Consider the following 17,421-nt stretch of genomic DNA (forward strand, 5'->3'; position numbering starts at 1 on the left):
GTTCGTACCTTCACGCCGTACGATCGGCGCATGGTCGAAGAGGTCCACGGCGTGCGCGTGCTCACCGTCCCCGGCGCGGGTCCGGCTCTGCGGAGCGGCGATGATGCCCTCGATCTCATCGCCGCCACCTACGAGCACCAGGCAGACTTCATCGCCATCCCGGTCGAGCGGTTCGACCCCGAGTTCTTCACGCTCAGCAATGGCCTTGCCGGCGAGTTTCTCCAGAAGCTGGCCAACTACCGCCTGCGGGTGGCCATCATCGGCGACCTGTCCGAGCGGACCTCGGCCAGCAACGCGCTGCGTGACTTCGTCTGGGAGAGCAACCGCCGCAGGCAGAGCTGGTTTCTAGCCACGCGGGCCGAGCTCGACGACCGGCTCGCGAGCGAGGGCGCCAGCGCCGGGGCCTGACCGCGCGGAGCGCGTCAAGCGTGGCTCGGCCAGCAGCAGGGCGAGAGCGGCAGCCGCGAGCCCGGCACCGGCGAGCGCGACACTTCGTACCCCCTCGGTTTGGATCAAACCACCGCCCAAGAGTGAGCCGGCCGCGATGCCCAGATTGAACGCGGTGCCGCTGCCTGCCCCCGCGAGGTCGGTGCTGCCAGGCGCGACCTGGAGTGTGCGGTTTTGCACCGCGGCCGCGAAGGCCGCGTAGGCCATGAGGGTGAGCGCCGACGCCGTCACCGCCGCGGCCTTTGTCCCGCCGAGCGTGTAGAGCGCGAGCAGCGCGACGACGCTCACGGTGAGTGGCACGACAAGCGCGCCCCACGGGCTGCGGTCGAGGAACGGGCCGACCATCAGCGTGCCGGCCACGCCCGCCACTCCGCAGACCAGCAGCAGCGGGCCCAACGCGGCCGGTGTGAAGCCGCTGACGTCAAGGAGGAAGGGCGTCACGTAGGTATACGCCGTCAGGGATCCCGCCACGCCGATCGCGCAGGCCACGACGAGGATCGCGTAGCGGCGGGCATCCGGTGCGGTGCCGCGCGCGGCGCCGCCGTCGGCGGGCGCGAACGTGGGGACCAGCGCGGCCACCGCCACGCATGTCGCCAGCCCGACGGCCGCCATCACCAGGAACGCCACCCGCCAGCCCGCCTGCTGCCCGATCCACGTGCCGATCGGAACGCCGATCACCGGGGAGAGCGAGGCGCCGACAGCGAAGCGGGCGATCGCGCGACCGCGCACCTCGGGCGGGAAGAGGCCGGTGGCGGTCGAACCGACCACCGACCAGAAGAGCGCCTGAGTGAGCGCGACCGCGAGGCGGGCGGCGAGCAGCACCCAGTAGTTGGCGGCGACGGCGGTGACAAGCACCCCGGCGACGAAGACGGCCAGCGTCACGGTCAGCAGCTGGCGCCGCGGGATGTGCCCGGTCAGGCGGGTGAGCGGGATGGAGGCGAGCACCACCACCGCCGCATAGCCGGTGACCAGCAGCCCGATCTGCGAGTCGGAGCGGCCGAGGTCCTCGGCCATCACCGTGAGCAGGCCGATCGGCAGCACCTCGGTCGTCACGAACGTGAACGCGGCCACAGATAGCGCCGCCAGGGCGCCATTCGCACGCCGTTTCGAAACCGTCACGATGTCTCCACTAAAGCTGACTACGGTGGTAGCCTCCCAGGGGTGTCGGTGGAGCGCAAGCCGGATTTGCGGATCGTCGGCGGGCACCCGGTGCTCGACCTGGTCAACACCGTGACCCCACGGCGTCGGGGCGGCCGGGAGCACCTCACCTCACCCACCGCACTGCTCGCCTGGTCACAGCGGGTCGGCCTGGTGGGCGCGGGCGAGGTCCGCGCCATCGGCGCGGCCTGGCGGGCCAGGTCCGGGTCCGCCGGCCAGGCACTGCACGCGACACTCGACGTGCGGGAGTCGGTGTACGGGATTGTGGCCGCCCGCCTCGCGGACCCGACACCCAAGCCCGGGGCGACCGCGGCGGCGCTGGAGCATTTGACGCTCCGCTGGGCGGCCGCCACGGCACGCTCCACATTGGTCGCCGCTGCCCATCAGCCGGCGGACGTTGTGGTCGGCACCGATCCGGCGTTCGTGGTGCCCGACCGGCTCGCGTTCGCGGCGGTGGAGCTGCTGCGCTCGGTGGATCCGGGGCACGTCAAGGAGTGTCCGGTCAGCGAGGGCGGCTGCGGCTGGCTCTTCCTCGACCAGAGCCGCAACGGTTCACGCCGGTGGTGTGCCATGGCCGACTGTGGTGCGCAGGCCAAGGCCCGCAAGCTGACCGCGCGGCGGCGGGCCGCGCGAGCTTCCACCGTCAGGGGCTGAGGAGGTAGCCGGCTGGTGGCCCGACTAGCCGGGCGCAGGTCGGAGCCACCAGCCGGGGACCGTGGGGTGTGGTGCCCTCCCTCCTTTACCGAGCCGGTGATTCGACCGGGAGCCAGACACGCATCGAAGCCGGGCCCCGGTTTGCCCCGCATGGCACATTCCAGACAGCGCCATCTATGTGAACGTGAACTTGGCTGCTACCGGACATGAGCCACCCTCTGACGTATCGAAAATTCTTGGCCGCCCGGTGGCCCGAAAACCTTTTCGGCAATCTAACGATGTCGCTGTGACGCTGTCAAGGGTGTCTTGGTGTACCCTCCCACCGAAACGCCTCGCGAAAGGATTTCGGTGGCCAGGCAGCGTTCTCGACCCGTCACGCTGACCGACGTGGCCCGCCGCGCCGGCGTGTCGGTAGCCACCGCGTCGAAGGCGCTCAACGCGCGCGACGAGGTGGCTCCGGAGACCCGCCGCCGAGTCCTCCAGGCGGCCGACGAGCTCGCCTTCCAGCCCAACGTGCTGGCCCGCGGCCTCCTCACCGGCCGTACCCGCACCATCGGCCTGCTGACCGACGAGCTCGCCGGCCGGTTTTCCATCCCGATCCTGCTCGGCGTCGAGGACGCGCTCGCAAGTGGACAGATGTCCGTGCTGCTCTGCGACGCGCGCGGCGACGCGATCCGGCGGCAGCACTACATCCGCACGCTGCTCGCCCGCCAGGTCGACGGCTTCGTCGTGCTCGGCGACTCCAACGACCTGCGCCCCTCGCTCACCCGGCAGATCCCCGTGCCTGTCGTGTACGTGTACGGCGAGTCCGACCACCCCAAAGACCTCTCCGTCCTCGCCGACGACGAGCACGGCGCCCGCCTCGCCACCGAACACCTTGTGTCGCTTGGCCGCCGGCACATCGCGCACATCACCGGCCCGGAAACCTATCGCGCCGCCCGCGACCGCGCGGCCACCGTCCGAAAGGTACTGACCGACGCCGGCCTCACACTCGTCGGCGGCGACCCGCTTTACGGTGAGTGGTCGCAGCGCTGGGGCCGCCACGCCGCCCGTACGCTGCTCACCGCCCACGCCGGCATAGACGCCATCTTCTGCGGCAACGACCAGATCGCCACGGGCGTCGCCAACACCGTCCGCGAGCTCGGCCGCCACATCCCGGACGACGTGTCCATTGTGGGGTATGACAACTGGCACGAGTTCGCCGCCGACTGCCAGCCACCGCTGACCACAGTGGACCTCAACCTCCAGCAGCTCGGGGAGACGGCCGTACACCACCTCTTCGCGGCCCTCGACGGGCAGCCCTCCTCCGGCGTCATCCGCCAGCCGTGCCGCCTCGTCGTGCGCGACTCCACCGGCCCACCACCACCCCGCCTGACCGCCTAGCGCGGCTTGCGGGTGACGAAGGCTACCGCGCGGGCTGACTGACCATCGTCATGGTGTGCGTGGTCCACGGGGCGACAAGCCGGGCGTCGACCTCGCCGCGCAGGTGCCGGTAGAAGTTCGCCGTGTTCATGTGGCGGGTGAGCGCGTCCTGGTCGGTCCAGTTCTCGTAGAAGAACATCAGCGAGGGGTCTTCACGCGACTGGTACAGGTCGTAGTCGAGGCAGCCGGGCTCGCCCCGGGTCGGTTCCACCATGGCCAGGTGGGCCTGACGCACCGCCTCGACTTCGCCGGGCTTGATGGTGAAGAACGGAAAGAGGGTCACCTGCGCCGGTGCGCTCGCCTTCGGGCGGGGGCGATCCTGCCTCGTGTCGGGAGTGGACAGTGGTCGCGCGAAGGACTGCATGGGCGCGGCCACCAGGTCGGGCATCGCCTGCTCGTTGATCTGCGTACGCACGTGCCCGGTAGCCATGTGCCCGTCGTATGCCGCCCAGTCAGCCCAGTTGGCCATGAGGTAGATCGCCGCGGGATTGTTCTTCAGCCGGTGGAGGTCATAGCTGATGTTGCCCGGATCCGCGCGGGACGGCTCGACCAGCTGAAGCAGCGTGTCACAGACGTCGTCGACTCGATCGGGTTTGGCGATGAACTGGGCCAGCACCGTCACCTGTTCCGGTGCGGGCGACGGCGACACCTCACCTGCGGCTTCCATCCGCGACCCCCTTTCGGGCGGCCCGCCGCCCGCGCCAGGCGGCGCCGAGGGCGGTGCAGGCCTGACTGGCTTGACCGTAGCCCGCACCAGTCAACCCACGGGCGGATTCGCCGGCTTTCCGGGACAGGCGCCCGCCGACCCGACGCCGGCTCACCCACAGGTGGCGATGTCTAGAGAGCATCTGGGGTCAGGGTGGTCTCGGCGACCTGCAGCGAAGAAAGGTCCAAAACCGAAAGAATTGAGCTACCGCGACGTCCGTCGTGGTCCAGACCGTCGCTCCCGCCGCCTCACCCTTCACGGTTGGCAAGCTCACCCCCGAGGCCGCGGTCGGCGTCCACGACCTTCACTGCGGGTCCGCGCTTCGGGCCAACCTTGACCTAGCCCGGCGGTTGGGCACAGGTCCATCCAAGACAGACACCTGGTCTGACAGCGGTCCGAGGTCGATGCGTCCCGGGCCCTGGGGGTTGGGCTAGGGCCTGAAGTCTGCGTCGGGCGGGAGCGTGAGGTCGGTGCGGATGGCCGTCGCCGTCGCGAACGTGCTCGCGACCAAGCAGCTGCGTGCCTCCACCGTCACCACAGTGCGGACGCGCTCGGCGGGCCAGCCGGTCCGTGGCTCGATCAGCGGTGCGCCGGAGGTGCCCAGCGCCCTGCCTGCGCCAAGCCGCGGCGGCCACCCGCCTCGTACCGCGTCACCGGCGGGGCTCAAAAGGTGCAGGGGCCAGCCTCCGGGCGGGGCCGGGCCGGCTGTGGCGACGTCACCACCGATCGCGATCGAGGCGCCCACTTCATAACGGGAGGCGACCGACGTGGCACAGCGGTCGGCGACGCGGGCGGGGCTTGTGGCATTGAGGTCGAGCAGGACTCGTGGCGGCACGGTGAGCAACGAGCCGTCGAGGTGAACGTCGCGCCAGTCGTGCGGCGGATGGTCGAGCACACCGACCGCGGAGCCACACGCCGGGAGCCACGGGTGTGCGGCAGCGTATCGGGAGCGGTGCACGGCGGTGCCGATCACCGGGTCGACCGCGCCATCGGTCAGGCGGGCGGCCTCGATCGCGGCGGCGACGAGGTCGGCGAGGACCGGGCTGACCCGGATCGGACGACCGGCGGCCAATGCGACGCGGGGCAGCTCGCGCGCCAGCGCCGCCCGCGCGGCGGCGACCTGGCCGGCCACCAGGCGGCGGGCCCGCCACGCGAGAAGGACGTGGCGCGCGGCCATCCGCTCGCGGCCTACTGGACCACCGATCCGGCCGGCGAGCACCAGATGGGGAAGGGCGAGCATGACCACGGGGTCGGCCGCGGTAAGGGCGACAGCGGCGGTGGCATGCGCGGTAGGCATGCCCCTGAGCCTGGCCCGCGGAGCTTTGCGGCGGTTAGGGGGTGGCTGTGTGCCAGCTGAGGAAGCCATGTCCGACCTCGCTACCGGGCGCGGTGGGAGCCGAAGACCCAGGTGCGCATTAACAGGAAGCGCAGCACGGTCGCGGCGAGGTTGGCGAGAATCACCACGGTCAGCTCGACGAATCGGCCGGCCTGCGGCGCCACCGCCGTGAGCGCCGCGAGCGAGCCGCTGGTCAGCGCGAGGCCCAGGACGAACACCGAGAGGCCCTGAGCCTGGTGCCGGACCGCACCCCGCCGCCCGGCGATGCCGAAGGTGAGCCGACGGTTGGCGGCCGTGTTGCCTACCGCTGTGACGAGCAGGGCCAGCAGGTTGGCCGCCTGCGCGCCGGTGACCGTGCGGAGCAGCGCGAAGATCACGATGTACGCGAGCGTGCTCGCCAGACCGACCCCGGCGAACCGGACCAGCTGCCCGGCAAGCCCGACGGGTACGCCAGCGGCGGGTGTGGCGTCCCGGCCGAGCTGCCGGCGCAGATCGCCGATCGGCAGCGCGCCGGTGGCCAGCCCTCGGCCGAGCCGCCAGATGCCCCTGAGGTCCGCGATGGCGGTGGCCACGATGTCGACGCGGCTGTCCGGGTCGTCGACCCAGTCCACCGGGACCTCGTGGATGCGCAGCCCAGCCCGCTCGGCCAGCACGAGCAGCTCGGTGTCGAAGAACCAGGCGGTGTCCTGCACCAGCGGCAGGATGCGCTCGGCCACGTCCTTGCGGATCGCCTTGAACCCGCACTGCGCATCGGAGAACCGGGCCGCGAGCGCACCGCGCAGCAGCACGTTGTAGCAGCGCGAGATGATCTCCCGCTTCGGGCCGCGCACCACCCTCGCGCCGCGCGACAGGCGGCTGCCGATCGCCAGGTCCGAGTGGCCGGAGATCAGCGGGGCCACCAGGGGCAGCAGCGCGGCCAGGTCGGTGGAGAGGTCGACGTCCATGTAGGCGAGGACGGGCGCGTCCGATGTGGACCACACCGCCGCCAGCGCGCGCCCCCGGCCCTTCTGCTCCAGCCGAACGGCCCGCACCCCGGGCAGCTGCTGGCTCAGGGCGGCTGCCACATACGGCGTCTTGTCGGTGCTGGCGTTGTCCGCGATCGTGATGCGAAAGGGGTACGGGAGGCTCCCGGTGAGGTATGCGTGCAGCCTGCGCACGCAAGGCTCCAGATCGATCTCCTCGTTGTAGACCGGGATCACCACGTCGAGGACCGGGACCGGCCGGAATGTGGCGCCACCGCCGGCAGCGTCGGAAAGCGTCGTGGTCGTCATGGGGTGGAAGGCTGCCTCTCCTGCGGTCACTTGGCGGTGAGGTCGTAGAGGGTCACGTTGCCGACGGTCGTGGCGGTGAAGTTGGCCTCGACCCACTGCGTGATCTGCTGGCCGGTACTGTCGCCAAAGCCCGGCCCGCCCATGCCGCCCGCGCCGCCGACGAAGTAGTGGATCTTCCCGCTCGCGACGTACTGCTGAAACTGCTCGAGGGTCGGCCACGGGTCGGCGCCGAAGCCGCCGATGGCAAGGACCGGCCGCCGCGTGGCGAGCTGGTAGCCGGCGGCACTGCTGGCGCGCAGCGTGGCCGCCACCCAGGTGTAGGTGTCGGCGTCCCGCGTCAGCGTCACGGCCAGCGCGGAGTCGACGGACGGCGCGTCATCTCCCCCGCCTCTGCCGGGGAACCCGCCCGGCGGCTGGCCGCCACCCGCTGGACCGCCTTGCCCGCCGCCGGGGAAGGCACCACCCGGCAGGTCCGGCGGTGAACCGCCGGGGAAGCCCGGCAGCGAGCCGTTCGCCCGGGGCACGCTGCCGGGGAAGCCGCCGCCCGGACCGCCGGCGAACTCCACGGCGGGACCGGCGGTGGGTATCGACCCGCGGTGCGCGGTGGCGGCGGTGTCCAGCGCGTACGCGAACGGCGCGACAAGGGCGACGGTGACCGCGGCCACCGCGGCCGGGGTGAACACCCGCCGGGAGAGTCTGCCGGCGAGTAGCGCGACCGTGGCGGCCAGGCCTAGTGCCAGCGCCACCCACCGCAGCCAAGGCAGCCAGTCCGGGGTACGCCCCAGCAGGCGCCAGGCCCACGCGGCGGTAGCCGCCACGGTGAGGGCAAGCACCGCGAGCGCCACGAGGTTGTCCCGCCGCTGCCAGAGCGCCGAGGCGCCCACCGCCACGACGGCAGCGACAGCCGGTGCGAGCGCGACCGCGTAGTACTCGTGGTAGATGCCCTCCATGAAGCTGAAGACCAGGCCGGTGACCAGCAGCCAGCCACCCCACAGGACGAGGCTGGCGCGCGTCCGGTCGGTCCGGGGCGCTCGCCACCCCAGCACCAGCGCGGCGACCAGGAGCATCAGCGCCGCCGGCAGCAGCCAGGCGATCTGACCGCCATTCTGCGCGTCGAAGAGCCGGAGGGCGCCGGTGCCGCCGAACCCACCTCCGGGGAAGCCACCACCCTCGGGGCCACCGCCGCCACCAGGGCCGCCGGGCCCGCCCGTGTTACCGAAGATGCGGCCGAGCCCGTTGTAGCCCCAGATCAGCTCCCACACGCTGTTGCCCTCCGAGCCGCCGACGTAGGGGCGGTGCCGTGCCGGCACCAGCTCCACGATCGCGACCCACCACCCGGCGGACACCACCATCGCCAGGCCGGCCCACAACAGCTGGACGATCCGCCGGACCACGGAGACGGGTGCGGCGAGGAGGTACACAAGCGCGAAGGCCGGCACGACAAGCAGGGCCTGCAACATCTTGGTGAGGAAACCCAAGCCGACCAGCACGCCGACCAGGACAAGCCATCTGGTACTCGCCGTCTCGATCGCCCGGACGGTGGCATAGGCGCCGGCAACCATCAGCAGCACCAGCAGAGCGTCCGGATTGTTGAACCGGAACATCAGCACAGCCACCGGGGTAATGGCCAGGACCGCCCCGGCGAGCAGCCCGGCAAGCGCTCCCGACCAGCGGCGCACCGTCGCGTACAGCAGGGCGACGGACGCCACGCCGAGCAGCGCCTGCGGCACCAGGATGCTCCACGAGCTCAGCCCGAAGATCCGGACCGACATCGCCATCACCCAGAGCGACGCTGGCGGCTTGTCGACCGTGATCCCACTGGCCGCGTCGAACGAGCCGAAGAACCATGCCTTCCAGCTCTGCGAACCTGCCTGCGCGGCGCCCGAGTAGTAGGCGTTGGCCCAGCCCGACGCGCCGAGGCCCCACACGTACAGCACGGCGGTCGCCACCAGAAGAGCCAGAAGCGCGGGACGCACCCACCCTGGGTCCTCTGGACGGCCACGCCACACGCGGGCACCGAGAGACAGGTGACGAGCTGTCGCGAGCGGCGGTGCGGCAACGGCCGCGACGCCTCCAGACGAGGTCGAAGTCACGACCGATATGGTCCAGGGCGTACCTCTTAAACCGCTTCATGCCACCTCGACGTAGGCTGGGAATGCAGCGACAAACGTCGCTGCCTATGTCTAGGTGAGGAGGTCGCGGACGGCGCGTTCCGTGGCGGCGGTCGCCACCCGGCCGTCGTTGTAGCGGTCGACCACCCGCGGGTCCACGTACGAGGCCCGGGCCACCGCGGGTGTGTTGCCCAGCAGCTCGGCCACCTCGCGCATCACCGCGGCGACCGCGCGCTTGCGCCGGGTCGCCGAGCCCTGCGGGCCCTCGGCCGCCAGCTTCGCGGCGGCCAGCAGCGTCGCATGCCAGGTACGCAGGTCCTTCGCGGTCATGTCGGCGCCGCTCGCCGCGCGCAGGTACTCGTTGACCTCGTCGCTGCGCACGTCGTGCCAGCCGCGCTCTTTCCAGTACCCGAACAGCCGGTCGCTGCCCTTCCGCCGGCGGCGCAACGCACGCAGCACCTCGCACACCCGCTTGTCGGTCACCTCGCACGCCTGCTCGACGCCGCCCTTGGCCGGAAACTCCAGCACCAGCACCCCGTTGCGGCCGCGTACGTGCTCGGGGCGGAGTGTCGCCACACCGTACGTCGGGTCGTCGCCGCCCGCGTACTCGTCGCCGCCGACCCGGAACGCACCCGAGTCCAGGAGCGCGGCGATCGCCGCCAGCACCCGCTCCCGCCGCAGCCCGCGCCCGCCCAGGTCGGCGTTGATCTGGCGGCGTAGCGCGGGTAGCCGGGCGGCTACGTCGAGTACGTGCTCGTGCTTCTCCGCGTCACGATCGGCTCTCCACTGTGGATGGTAGAGGTACTGCTTGCGTCCGGCCGCGTCGATGCCCGTAGCCTGGATGTGGCCATGCGGGTCCGGTGAGATCCAGACGCTCTTCCAGGCGGGCGGGATGACCAGCGCACGGAGCCGCTGGATGGTCTCTTGATCGGAGACCTTCCCGCCCTGGTCGTCCACAAAGGAAACACCACGCCCGCGCCGCCGCCGCCCGTACCCAGGTGCGGCCAGGTCGCTACGCCGCAGCCGCACACGTCACCTCGTCCACGGCGGCGAGCACCTCCTCGACACCGATCGACGCGACGGTCGGACCGCGCCACAGTGCGCGGTGTTGGGTCCGCTCCGGCGGTGGACCCCACAGCTCCGGAGTCACCGGCCCGAAGAGGACGACCGACGGTATCCGATACGCGGTCGCCAGGTGCCCGACGCCGGTGTCGCCGCTCACCACGAGCCGCGCCCCGGCGACAAGTCCAGCCAGCTCGGCGGGGTCGGTATCCCCGGCCAGGACGGCTTCCCCCGGCAGGTCGGCGAGCCCGGCCACGCACTCGGCGACCGGCCGTTCCGCCGGCGACCCGGTGACCACCACTTCATACCCGCGAGCGGCCAGGCCCCGGACCACGGCCGCGAACCGCTGCGGCGGCCACCGCCGGTCGGCGGCCTTCGCGCCCGGGTGGACGACCGCGATCCCCTCGCGCGGCGGTGTGGGCGGCGGGAGCAGCGCGAGGTCCGTCGGGTCGGTGGGTACGCCGTACCACTCCAGCAGCCGGCACCAGCGGCGCACCTCGTGCTCGTCGTCGGTCCACTCCGGACCGTCCACGTGCTCCACCTCGGGGCAGGCGAACGCGACCAGGGTGGCGGGGCCGGAGCGGCGCAGCAGCCGGTGCGACCTCGGTCCCTTGCCGTGCAGGTTGACCGCCCACGAGGCTTTCGGCAGCGTACGGGACTCCACGCCGTCGCACGGCACCAGCGCGTCGACGCCACCGACCAGCTCGACCATCGGGCTCAGCCAGGCCGGGGCGGCCAGCGCGAGCGTCTGCTCCGGAAACGCCCGGCGCAGCGCGCGCAGCGCCGGCACGACGGTGACCAGGTCGCCGATCCCCAGCGCCCGCAACACAAGGATCATGGGTACGACGACTCCTTCTCGGCGCAGACAACGATCTCGCGCACCGAGGAGCCGGGCGGCTGGTTGAGCGCGAACATGACGGCGGCGGCCGCGTTGGCCGGGTCGTTGAGCTGCGCGTCGGGGCCCGGCTTGTACTGCTCGTCCCGCCCGTCGAAGAACGGCGTCCGCATCCCACCCGGCACCAGCAGCGTCACCCCCACGGAGCCGGCCAGCTCGGCGGCGAGCGCGCGGGTGAAGCCCACGACGCCGAACTTGGCCGCGCAGTACGCGGTCGCGTCGCTGACCGCCTTGACGCCGAGCGTGGAGGCGACCGTGACGACCGCGCCGTGCGCCCGCTCGAGCGACGGCAGCGCGGCCCGGATGACCGCCGCGGTGGCGAGCAGGTCGATGGTGATTGTCCGCTCCCACACCTCGGCCGGTACGTCGGCCAGCCGGCCCGGCACGTCCACACCGGCCGCGGTCACCACCGCGTCCAGCTGCCCCGCCTCGTTCGCAGCGCGCCGCGTGGCGTCCTCGGCGGCCGCGGTGTCGGCCAGGTCACACTCCACCCAGGTCGCTCCGTCCACAGGGGACACCGGCGCCTGTCTGTCCAGGATGATCGGCCGCCAACCCTCTTTCGCCGCGGCTGTCACCACCGAGGCACCAAGCCCGCTCGACCCGCCGCTGACCAGCACGACCTTCATCAGACTCCCTCCAGATGCCGGGCCGCCGCGATCATCCGCGTCGTCGAGCGACCGTCCAGGTACGGCACGATCACGCATTCGCCACCCCACCTCTGCACGAGGTCGGCTTCCGGCAACAGCCCCCCGTCGCTACCGTAGTCGCCGCCCTTGACCCACACGTCGGGGCGGAGCCACGAGAGGACAGCGTCCGGTGTGGACTCGTCGAACACCACGACGGCGTCCACAGCGGACAGTGCGGCGAGCAGTCGGGCACGGTCATCCTGCCGTACGACCGGCCGCTCCGGTCCCTTGAGTCCGGTGACGCTGCTGTCGGAGTTGAGGCACACCACGAGGCAGTCGCCCAGCCGGCGAGCCGCCTCCAGCGTGGCGATGTGCCCGGCGTGCAGCAGGTCGAAGCAGCCACCTGTCGCGACCACCCGGCCGCCCCGGGCCCGTACCCGCGCGATGAGCTCGCCCGCCGCCTCCCGGCCGACGCCCGCCGCGCCCAGCGGCAGCTCCTCCGGGGCTAGCGCGGCACGTACTCCCCCGCTCGCCACGTACGCGGTCGCCTCCCGCACGGCGGCCTGTACCGCCTCGGAGACCAGCGCACCGCCGGCCAGGGCGAGCGCGGCCGTGGCGGCGAACCGGTCGCCGGCACCGCACGTGTCTCCGTCGACCCGCCCCGGAGTCGGTACGACCAGGGGCGTCGGGCCGTGGCAGAGCAGCGCGCCGTCGCCGCCCATCGTGACCGCGACGGCACCGGTGCGCCACCGGCTGCGTAGCTCCTGGCCACCCCGGGCGGCGGTGGCGACCCGGTTGCCGCCGGCGTCACCGGTCAGGTGGCGGACCTCGGCCTCGTTGGGGGTGGCCAGCCGTACCCCGCGCACGGGTGCCGGCCCGCGCGGGTGCGGGTCCCACACCACGGGTGCGGTCGCCTGGGCGAGCGCGGCCCGCAGCGCCGGCTGCCTGGCCACACCGCGCCCGTAGTCGCTGACCAGGATCGCGTCCGCCTCGGCGATGGCCATCAGCGCGGCCTCGGTCGGGTCACCGTCCATCTCGGAATCGCCGCGGTCCAGCCGCAGTAGCACCTGGCCGCGCGAGCGGAGCCGGACCTTCTCCGGGGTGGTGCCGCTCATGCGCATGGGGTAGATCCGCACGCCGGCCTCGGCGAGCTGCGTGCTCAGCCGGGCCCCGCCGGTGTCGTCGGCGAGGCCGGTGACAAGTGCGACGTACTCGCCCCTTCTGGCGGCCAGCAGTGCGGCAAGGCCAGCACCACCGGGCCGGTCCGATGTGGACTCCTCGGCCAGCACCGGCACCGGCGCGTCCGGGCTGACCCGGGCGACCGAGCCGTCGACATCCCGGTCCAACAGCGTGTCACCGACTATGACGATCATAAAAGCCCTCCCACCGGTATGGCGCGCCGCGCGGGCGTGGGGAGTGACGGCAGCGCGAGATCGACGTACTCGCAGAGCACGTGTACCGAAACGAGGTGCAGCTCCTGTACGACCTGTGCGTCGGGCGACGGGACCGCGAGCACGTCGGAGCAGAGCTCGGCGAGCGGGTTGGGCGTGGGGCCCGTGAGCCCGAGCACGTGCAGCCCCCGCTCGATCCCGGCCTCCGCGGCCGTGAGCAGGTTGGTGCTCCGCCCGCTGGTCGAGAGCAACAACAGGACGTCGCCCTCCCGGCCGTGCGCGCGCACCTGGCGGGCGAACACATCCGCGTACCCGAAGTCGTTGCTGACCGCCGTGAGCGACGACGTCTCGGCGGTGAGCGCGATCGCCGACAGCGGTGGCCGGTCGTCGCGCAGCTTGCCCACCAGCTCGGCGGTGAGGTGCTGGGCCTCGGCGGCACTGCCACCGTTTCCGGCCGTGAGCAGCCGCCCGCCGCCGGTCAGCAGCCGGGCCAGGTCGGCGCCCCAGCGGGAGAGCTTGTGGGCGGCCTCGCGGTACGGCACGAGCGCCGACGCCAGGCCCGCCAGGTGACTGTCCAGCACCGACGCCTGGCTGTCCCCCATCACGCCACCGCCCCGGTCGGGCTGCGCAGGCCGCTGACCGTCGCGTAGACCGCGCTGAGCTGCTCGGCCGCCCGCTTCCACGAGTAGCACTGCCGAGCGCGGTCCAGCGCCGCGGTGGCATACGCGAAGCGCCGCACCGGGTCGCCGAGCACGCGGCGCAGCGCCATGCCGAGCAAGCGGGGGTCACGCGGCGCCACGAGGTCGCCGGTGAGCCCGTCCACCACCGTGTCGGCGAGGCCGCCCACGGAGGAGGCGACCACCGGTACACCGCAAGCCATCGCCTCCAGCGGTGTGAGCCCGAACGGCTCGTACCAGGGTGCGGCGGCCAGGATGTCCGCCGAGCGGTACCAGCGGGGCATCTCCTGGGCCGGCACGGCGCCCACGAGCCGTACGCGGTCGGCGACCTTTGTGGACTCGGCGAGGCGGCGCAGGCTACTGGCGAACGCGTCGGTCTCGATGTTGGCGCCCGGCGGCCCACCCACGACGACACATTCAGCCCCGGGCACGATCTTCAGCGCCCGGATGAGGTCGGCGTAGCCTTTGCGCTCCACGAACCGGCCCACGGTCAGGATCCTCGGCCGGTCGGGGTCACGCGGCTCCGCCGGGCCCTCGGGGTGAACCGCTCGCTGTCCACTCCGGACGGGATAAGCGCCATTCGGGTCCGCGGCACGCCCATCCGGACAAGCTCGCGCACCTCGTCCTGGCACTGCGCGACGACCTTGTCGACAGCACGTCCCAGCGCCCGTTCGTATCCGATCCGGCGCGGTGGGCTTGTGTCGGCCGCGCCCTGGTGCCGCTTCTTGACCGTCCCGAGCGCGTGGTACGTCTGCACCACCGGCACGCCCGTCTGACGGCCCGCGGTGACCGCGGCCAGCCCGCTCATCCAGAAGTGCGCGTGCGCCACGCTCGGTACCCAGTCGTCGCGCCACTGGTCGACGAGCCAACGGCTGAAGTCCTTCATGTACGGCAGCAGCTCGTCCTTGGGCAGCGGCTCGGCCGGCCCGGCCGGCACGTGCGCGACCGTGACACCGTCCTGCATCGGCACGAGGACCGGCTGGTCAGCGGAGTCCCGGCGCGTGTACACGCGCACGTCGTGCCCCTCGGCGGCCAGCGCGATGGCCAGCTCGGCGACGTGGGTGTTCTGCCCGCCGGCGTCGACTCCCCGAGCGCGGCCAGCGGGCTGGCGTGTTCCGAGATCATCGCGATACGCATGCGAACCTCCTCATCCCCCAGGACCACAGACTGTCTCCAACAACCTGTCCCAGTCGGCCAGGAACCGGTCGAGGCCGTAACGTTCGTTGGCCGCCAACCGGGCGCGGGCGCCCAGCCGGAGCGCTTCCTCAGGCTCCTCCAGCAGCCACCGCGCCGCCTCGACGAGCGTCTCCACGCGCGTGGAGAGCACGCCAGCGTCGGGTGGTACGGCTCGTACCGCCTCGGTGGTGGCGAGCGCGAGGACGGGCATCCCCATCGCCATCGCCTCCACGAGGCTCAGCCCGAGCGACGTCCACCGGCACAGGTGCAGGTAGGCGCGGCGCCGGGCGAGTTCGGCGTGCATCCGCGGCTGCGGCAGGTCCTCGTACGCGTCCACATCGGACAGCGCATTCAGGTCCTGCACGCCCATGCCGTAGACGTCGAGGGGTGCCACGGCGGCGAACCGGGGGAACAGGTCCGTGCCGGTGACCCGGCCGCGGCGCACCGGATCGTTCGTGGCGATGGCCAGGCGCGGCAGGTCGCCGGAGTAGCGGGCGGTCGGCGGCACGATGCCGTGCTCGATGACGGCGGTAGGGGTGCCGCCGGTGTCCCAGAAGAGGTCGTTGAAGTGCGTCACGTGCACGACCAGGACGTCGTCCCGGTCGGCCATCGGGTGGCGGGAGTTGGGTACGTCTCCCTTCGGCGTGTTGTGTTCCACGAAGACAAGGGGCGGCCGCCAGCCCAGCCAGCGGTCCACCAGGGCCAGCTCCTCGGGGCGCTGGAGCACGACGACGTCCACGTCCGCTTCCGCCAGGCGCTCCAGCGGGACTTCCTCGGCGGTGTCCGGCCAGGCGTAGGTGCGGGCGCGGCCGAGGCCGTACGGTCCACGGTCCGGGGTCACCGGCACCAGGTAGCGGTGCTTCCCGTGCACGAACGCGGTCGTCCACGACCCGTGCACGTGCCAGAGCAGGATGTTCATGGCGCACCGACCCGGCGTACCGCCTCCACGACCGCGAGCGGGTCCACTGTGGACAGGCACGGGTGGCCGGCAACGGGGCAGACCGCCGCGCGGGTGTTGCGGCAGGGCGCGGTCGCGTCGCCGAGCCGCACCCACGGGACCCGGTACGGCCCCCACTGTCCGAACGGGACGGTCGGCGCGAAGAGGCTCACCACCGGCGTACCGACCGCGGCGGCCAGGTGCGCCGGCCCGGTGTTGGCTACCACCAGGCACGCCGCCCGCGCGATGACCGCGGCCAGCGCGCCGAGCGAGGTCCGGCCGCCGAGGTCGAGCGCGGAGGCGCCGGCGATCCGGGCGCTGAGCGGTACCTCGTCCGGCCCGCCGGTGACCACGACCCGGTGCCCGGCGTCGGTGAGCGCGGCGACGATCGCGGCGTACTGCTCGGGCGGGCAGGCGCGGGCCGGCACCGAGGCGCCGGGGTGCACGACGACGTACCCGGGCGCGAGGTCGGGTGCGTCCTCGACGCCGCGCAGCCGCAGCTCGGGTACGTCCTCGGGAGGCAGTGGGAAGCCGGCCGCGGCGGCGAGCGACAGAGCCCGCTCAGGCTCGGGGATGCCGAGCGGCACGCGGTGCCGTACGTCCAGAAGGGAGCCCGGGTAATCGTCGCTGATCGCGGCGATCCGGCGCACACCGGCCATCCGCAGCACCAGGGCCAGTGGGAGGGCCGACTGGTGGAACGAGGTGAACAGCACGGCCTCGTCCGGCGCCATCGCGACGATCCGGTCCACCATGGAGTCCACTTCGGACCGGGCCAGGGGCTCGGGGCTGGGGTCGATCCAGGGCAGCCGCCACTCGATCAGCTCGTCGACGCCGGGCAGCAGCTCGGCGGCGCGGCGGCCGCGCGGCCCGCAGAGCAGGACAACGCGTTCGGCGCCGGCCGCGATGGCGCGGATCGCCGGCCCGGTGAGCAGGACGTCGCCGGCCGAGTCGGGGCGGGCTACGAGCACGGTGCCGCGGCGCGGGCGGGCCGTACCCGCCGGCACGAGGCGGGCGCGGCGCAGGATCTGGTGTACCGCCGCATCCAGGTCGCCGGCCACAGTGGGCGCGGCGGCAACCTCCTCGGGTCGGGTGACCGCCGTGGGCACCAGGATGCCGGCCGCACCGGCGGCACCGGCGGCCGCCATGTCGCGGCCGATGTCGCCAACGACCACGCAGCGCTGGGGTGTGGTCCCCAGCGCCGCGGCGGCATCGATGATCAGGCCAGGCTGTGGCTTGCGACAGCGGCACCCGTCACGCTCCCCGTGCGGGCACACCTGCCACGTGTCGAACGGCCCGAGCAACTCCTCCACCCGCGCGTTTACCTTCGCCACATCCTCAGCGGTCAGGAGACCGCGACCCACGGCTGACTGATTGGTCACCACGCCGAGCTTGAAGCCGGCCGCGCGAAGCCGATCCAGGGCCGCCCGCGCGCCGAACATCGGGCGCACGAGTGCTGGATCCCCGTTGTACGGCACGTCCTCGACGAGCGTGCCGTCGCGGTCGAAGAGCACCGCGTCGAACAGATGGCTTCGCACCTGACGCTGGTTCCCGG

The 17,421-nt window shown here is 72.5% G+C and carries 15 protein-coding genes and 1 pseudogene; 3 read left to right on the plus strand and 13 right to left on the minus strand.

The features are described from left to right. Nucleotides 1-30 precede the first annotated feature (30 nt). A complete protein-coding gene (locus Pflav_RS23565) occupies nt 31-408 on the plus strand; it encodes a DUF4180 domain-containing protein (protein ID WP_173038251.1) in 378 nt (125 codons plus the stop codon). On the opposite strand, the gene Pflav_RS23570 is transcribed toward Pflav_RS23565, so the two are convergent. Beyond that, a complete protein-coding gene (locus tag Pflav_RS23570; RefSeq protein ID WP_173038252.1) occupies nt 346-1,566 on the minus strand; it encodes an MFS transporter in 1,221 nt (406 codons plus the stop codon). The two genes, Pflav_RS23565 and Pflav_RS23570, sit on opposite strands and share 63 nt — an antisense overlap. A gap of 42 nt (nt 1,567-1,608) precedes the next feature. Here Pflav_RS23570 and Pflav_RS23575 point away from each other — a divergent pair, with 42 nt between their 5' ends. Together Pflav_RS23575 and Pflav_RS23580 are read left to right on the plus strand one after the other, a co-directional pair. Continuing rightward, the gene (locus tag Pflav_RS23575; protein ID WP_173038253.1) at nt 1,609-2,259 is read left to right on the plus strand and encodes a CGNR zinc finger domain-containing protein; all 651 of its coding nucleotides are present in this window, start codon (nt 1,609-1,611) and stop codon (nt 2,257-2,259) included. Nucleotides 2,260-2,607: 348 nt separating this feature from the next. Continuing rightward, entirely contained in the window at nt 2,608-3,642 is a 1,035-nt protein-coding gene (locus tag Pflav_RS23580) for a LacI family DNA-binding transcriptional regulator (protein WP_173038254.1), read from the plus strand. A gap of 22 nt (nt 3,643-3,664) precedes the next feature. Here the strand turns inward: Pflav_RS23580 and Pflav_RS23585 are convergent, their stop codons facing one another. From Pflav_RS23585 to Pflav_RS23640, 12 genes and pseudogenes are all read right to left on the minus strand, one after another. Further along, complete coding sequence (locus Pflav_RS23585; RefSeq protein ID WP_173038256.1) at nt 3,665-4,348, minus strand: putative quinol monooxygenase; 684 nt, start codon at nt 4,346-4,348, stop codon at nt 3,665-3,667. Nucleotides 4,349-4,817: 469 nt separating this feature from the next. Next, a complete protein-coding gene (locus Pflav_RS23590) occupies nt 4,818-5,684 on the minus strand; it encodes an FAD:protein FMN transferase (protein WP_173038258.1) in 867 nt (288 codons plus the stop codon). 80 nt (nt 5,685-5,764) lie between these two features. Then, nucleotides 5,765-6,994, minus strand: coding sequence for a bifunctional glycosyltransferase family 2/GtrA family protein (locus Pflav_RS23595; RefSeq protein ID WP_173038260.1), 1,230 nt, complete (start codon nt 6,992-6,994; stop codon nt 5,765-5,767). A 26-nt stretch (nt 6,995-7,020) separates the two neighbouring features. Continuing rightward, complete coding sequence (locus Pflav_RS23600; RefSeq protein WP_173038262.1) at nt 7,021-9,087, minus strand: ArnT family glycosyltransferase; 2,067 nt, start codon at nt 9,085-9,087, stop codon at nt 7,021-7,023. Between the two features lie 90 nt (nt 9,088-9,177). After that, nucleotides 9,178-10,134 (minus strand): DNA topoisomerase IB, encoded by a 957-nt coding sequence (locus Pflav_RS23605; protein WP_173038264.1) that lies wholly within the window; start codon nt 10,132-10,134, stop codon nt 9,178-9,180. Continuing rightward, nucleotides 10,118-11,005, minus strand: coding sequence for a glycosyltransferase family 9 protein (locus Pflav_RS23610; RefSeq protein WP_173038266.1), 888 nt, complete (start codon nt 11,003-11,005; stop codon nt 10,118-10,120). Before Pflav_RS23610 ends, Pflav_RS23605 begins: the two co-directional genes overlap by 17 nt. Next, on the minus strand, nt 11,002-11,688 hold the full coding sequence (locus Pflav_RS23615; protein WP_173038268.1) for an SDR family oxidoreductase: 687 nt from the start codon (nt 11,686-11,688) through the stop codon (nt 11,002-11,004). Before Pflav_RS23615 ends, Pflav_RS23610 begins: the two co-directional genes overlap by 4 nt. Then, complete coding sequence (locus Pflav_RS23620; protein WP_173038270.1) at nt 11,688-13,061, minus strand: PfkB family carbohydrate kinase; 1,374 nt, start codon at nt 13,059-13,061, stop codon at nt 11,688-11,690. Before Pflav_RS23620 ends, Pflav_RS23615 begins: the two co-directional genes overlap by 1 nt. Next, nucleotides 13,058-13,681, minus strand: coding sequence for a D-sedoheptulose-7-phosphate isomerase (locus Pflav_RS23625; RefSeq protein ID WP_173038272.1), 624 nt, complete (start codon nt 13,679-13,681; stop codon nt 13,058-13,060). Before Pflav_RS23625 ends, Pflav_RS23620 begins: the two co-directional genes overlap by 4 nt. Continuing rightward, nucleotides 13,681-14,893, minus strand: a pseudogene (locus Pflav_RS23630) (glycosyltransferase). The gene Pflav_RS23625 and the pseudogene Pflav_RS23630 overlap by 1 nt, the downstream one beginning before the upstream one ends. A gap of 10 nt (nt 14,894-14,903) precedes the next feature. Then, complete coding sequence (locus Pflav_RS23635; RefSeq protein WP_173038274.1) at nt 14,904-15,851, minus strand: glycosyltransferase; 948 nt, start codon at nt 15,849-15,851, stop codon at nt 14,904-14,906. Further along, complete coding sequence (locus Pflav_RS23640) at nt 15,848-17,404, minus strand: HAD-IIIA family hydrolase (protein WP_232071816.1); 1,557 nt, start codon at nt 17,402-17,404, stop codon at nt 15,848-15,850. The genes Pflav_RS23635 and Pflav_RS23640 overlap by 4 nt, the downstream gene beginning before the upstream one ends. Between the last annotated feature and the right edge of the window lie 17 nt (nt 17,405-17,421).

The organism is Phytohabitans flavus (genome assembly GCF_011764545.1).
Classification (GTDB): domain Bacteria; phylum Actinomycetota; class Actinomycetes; order Mycobacteriales; family Micromonosporaceae; genus Phytohabitans; species Phytohabitans flavus.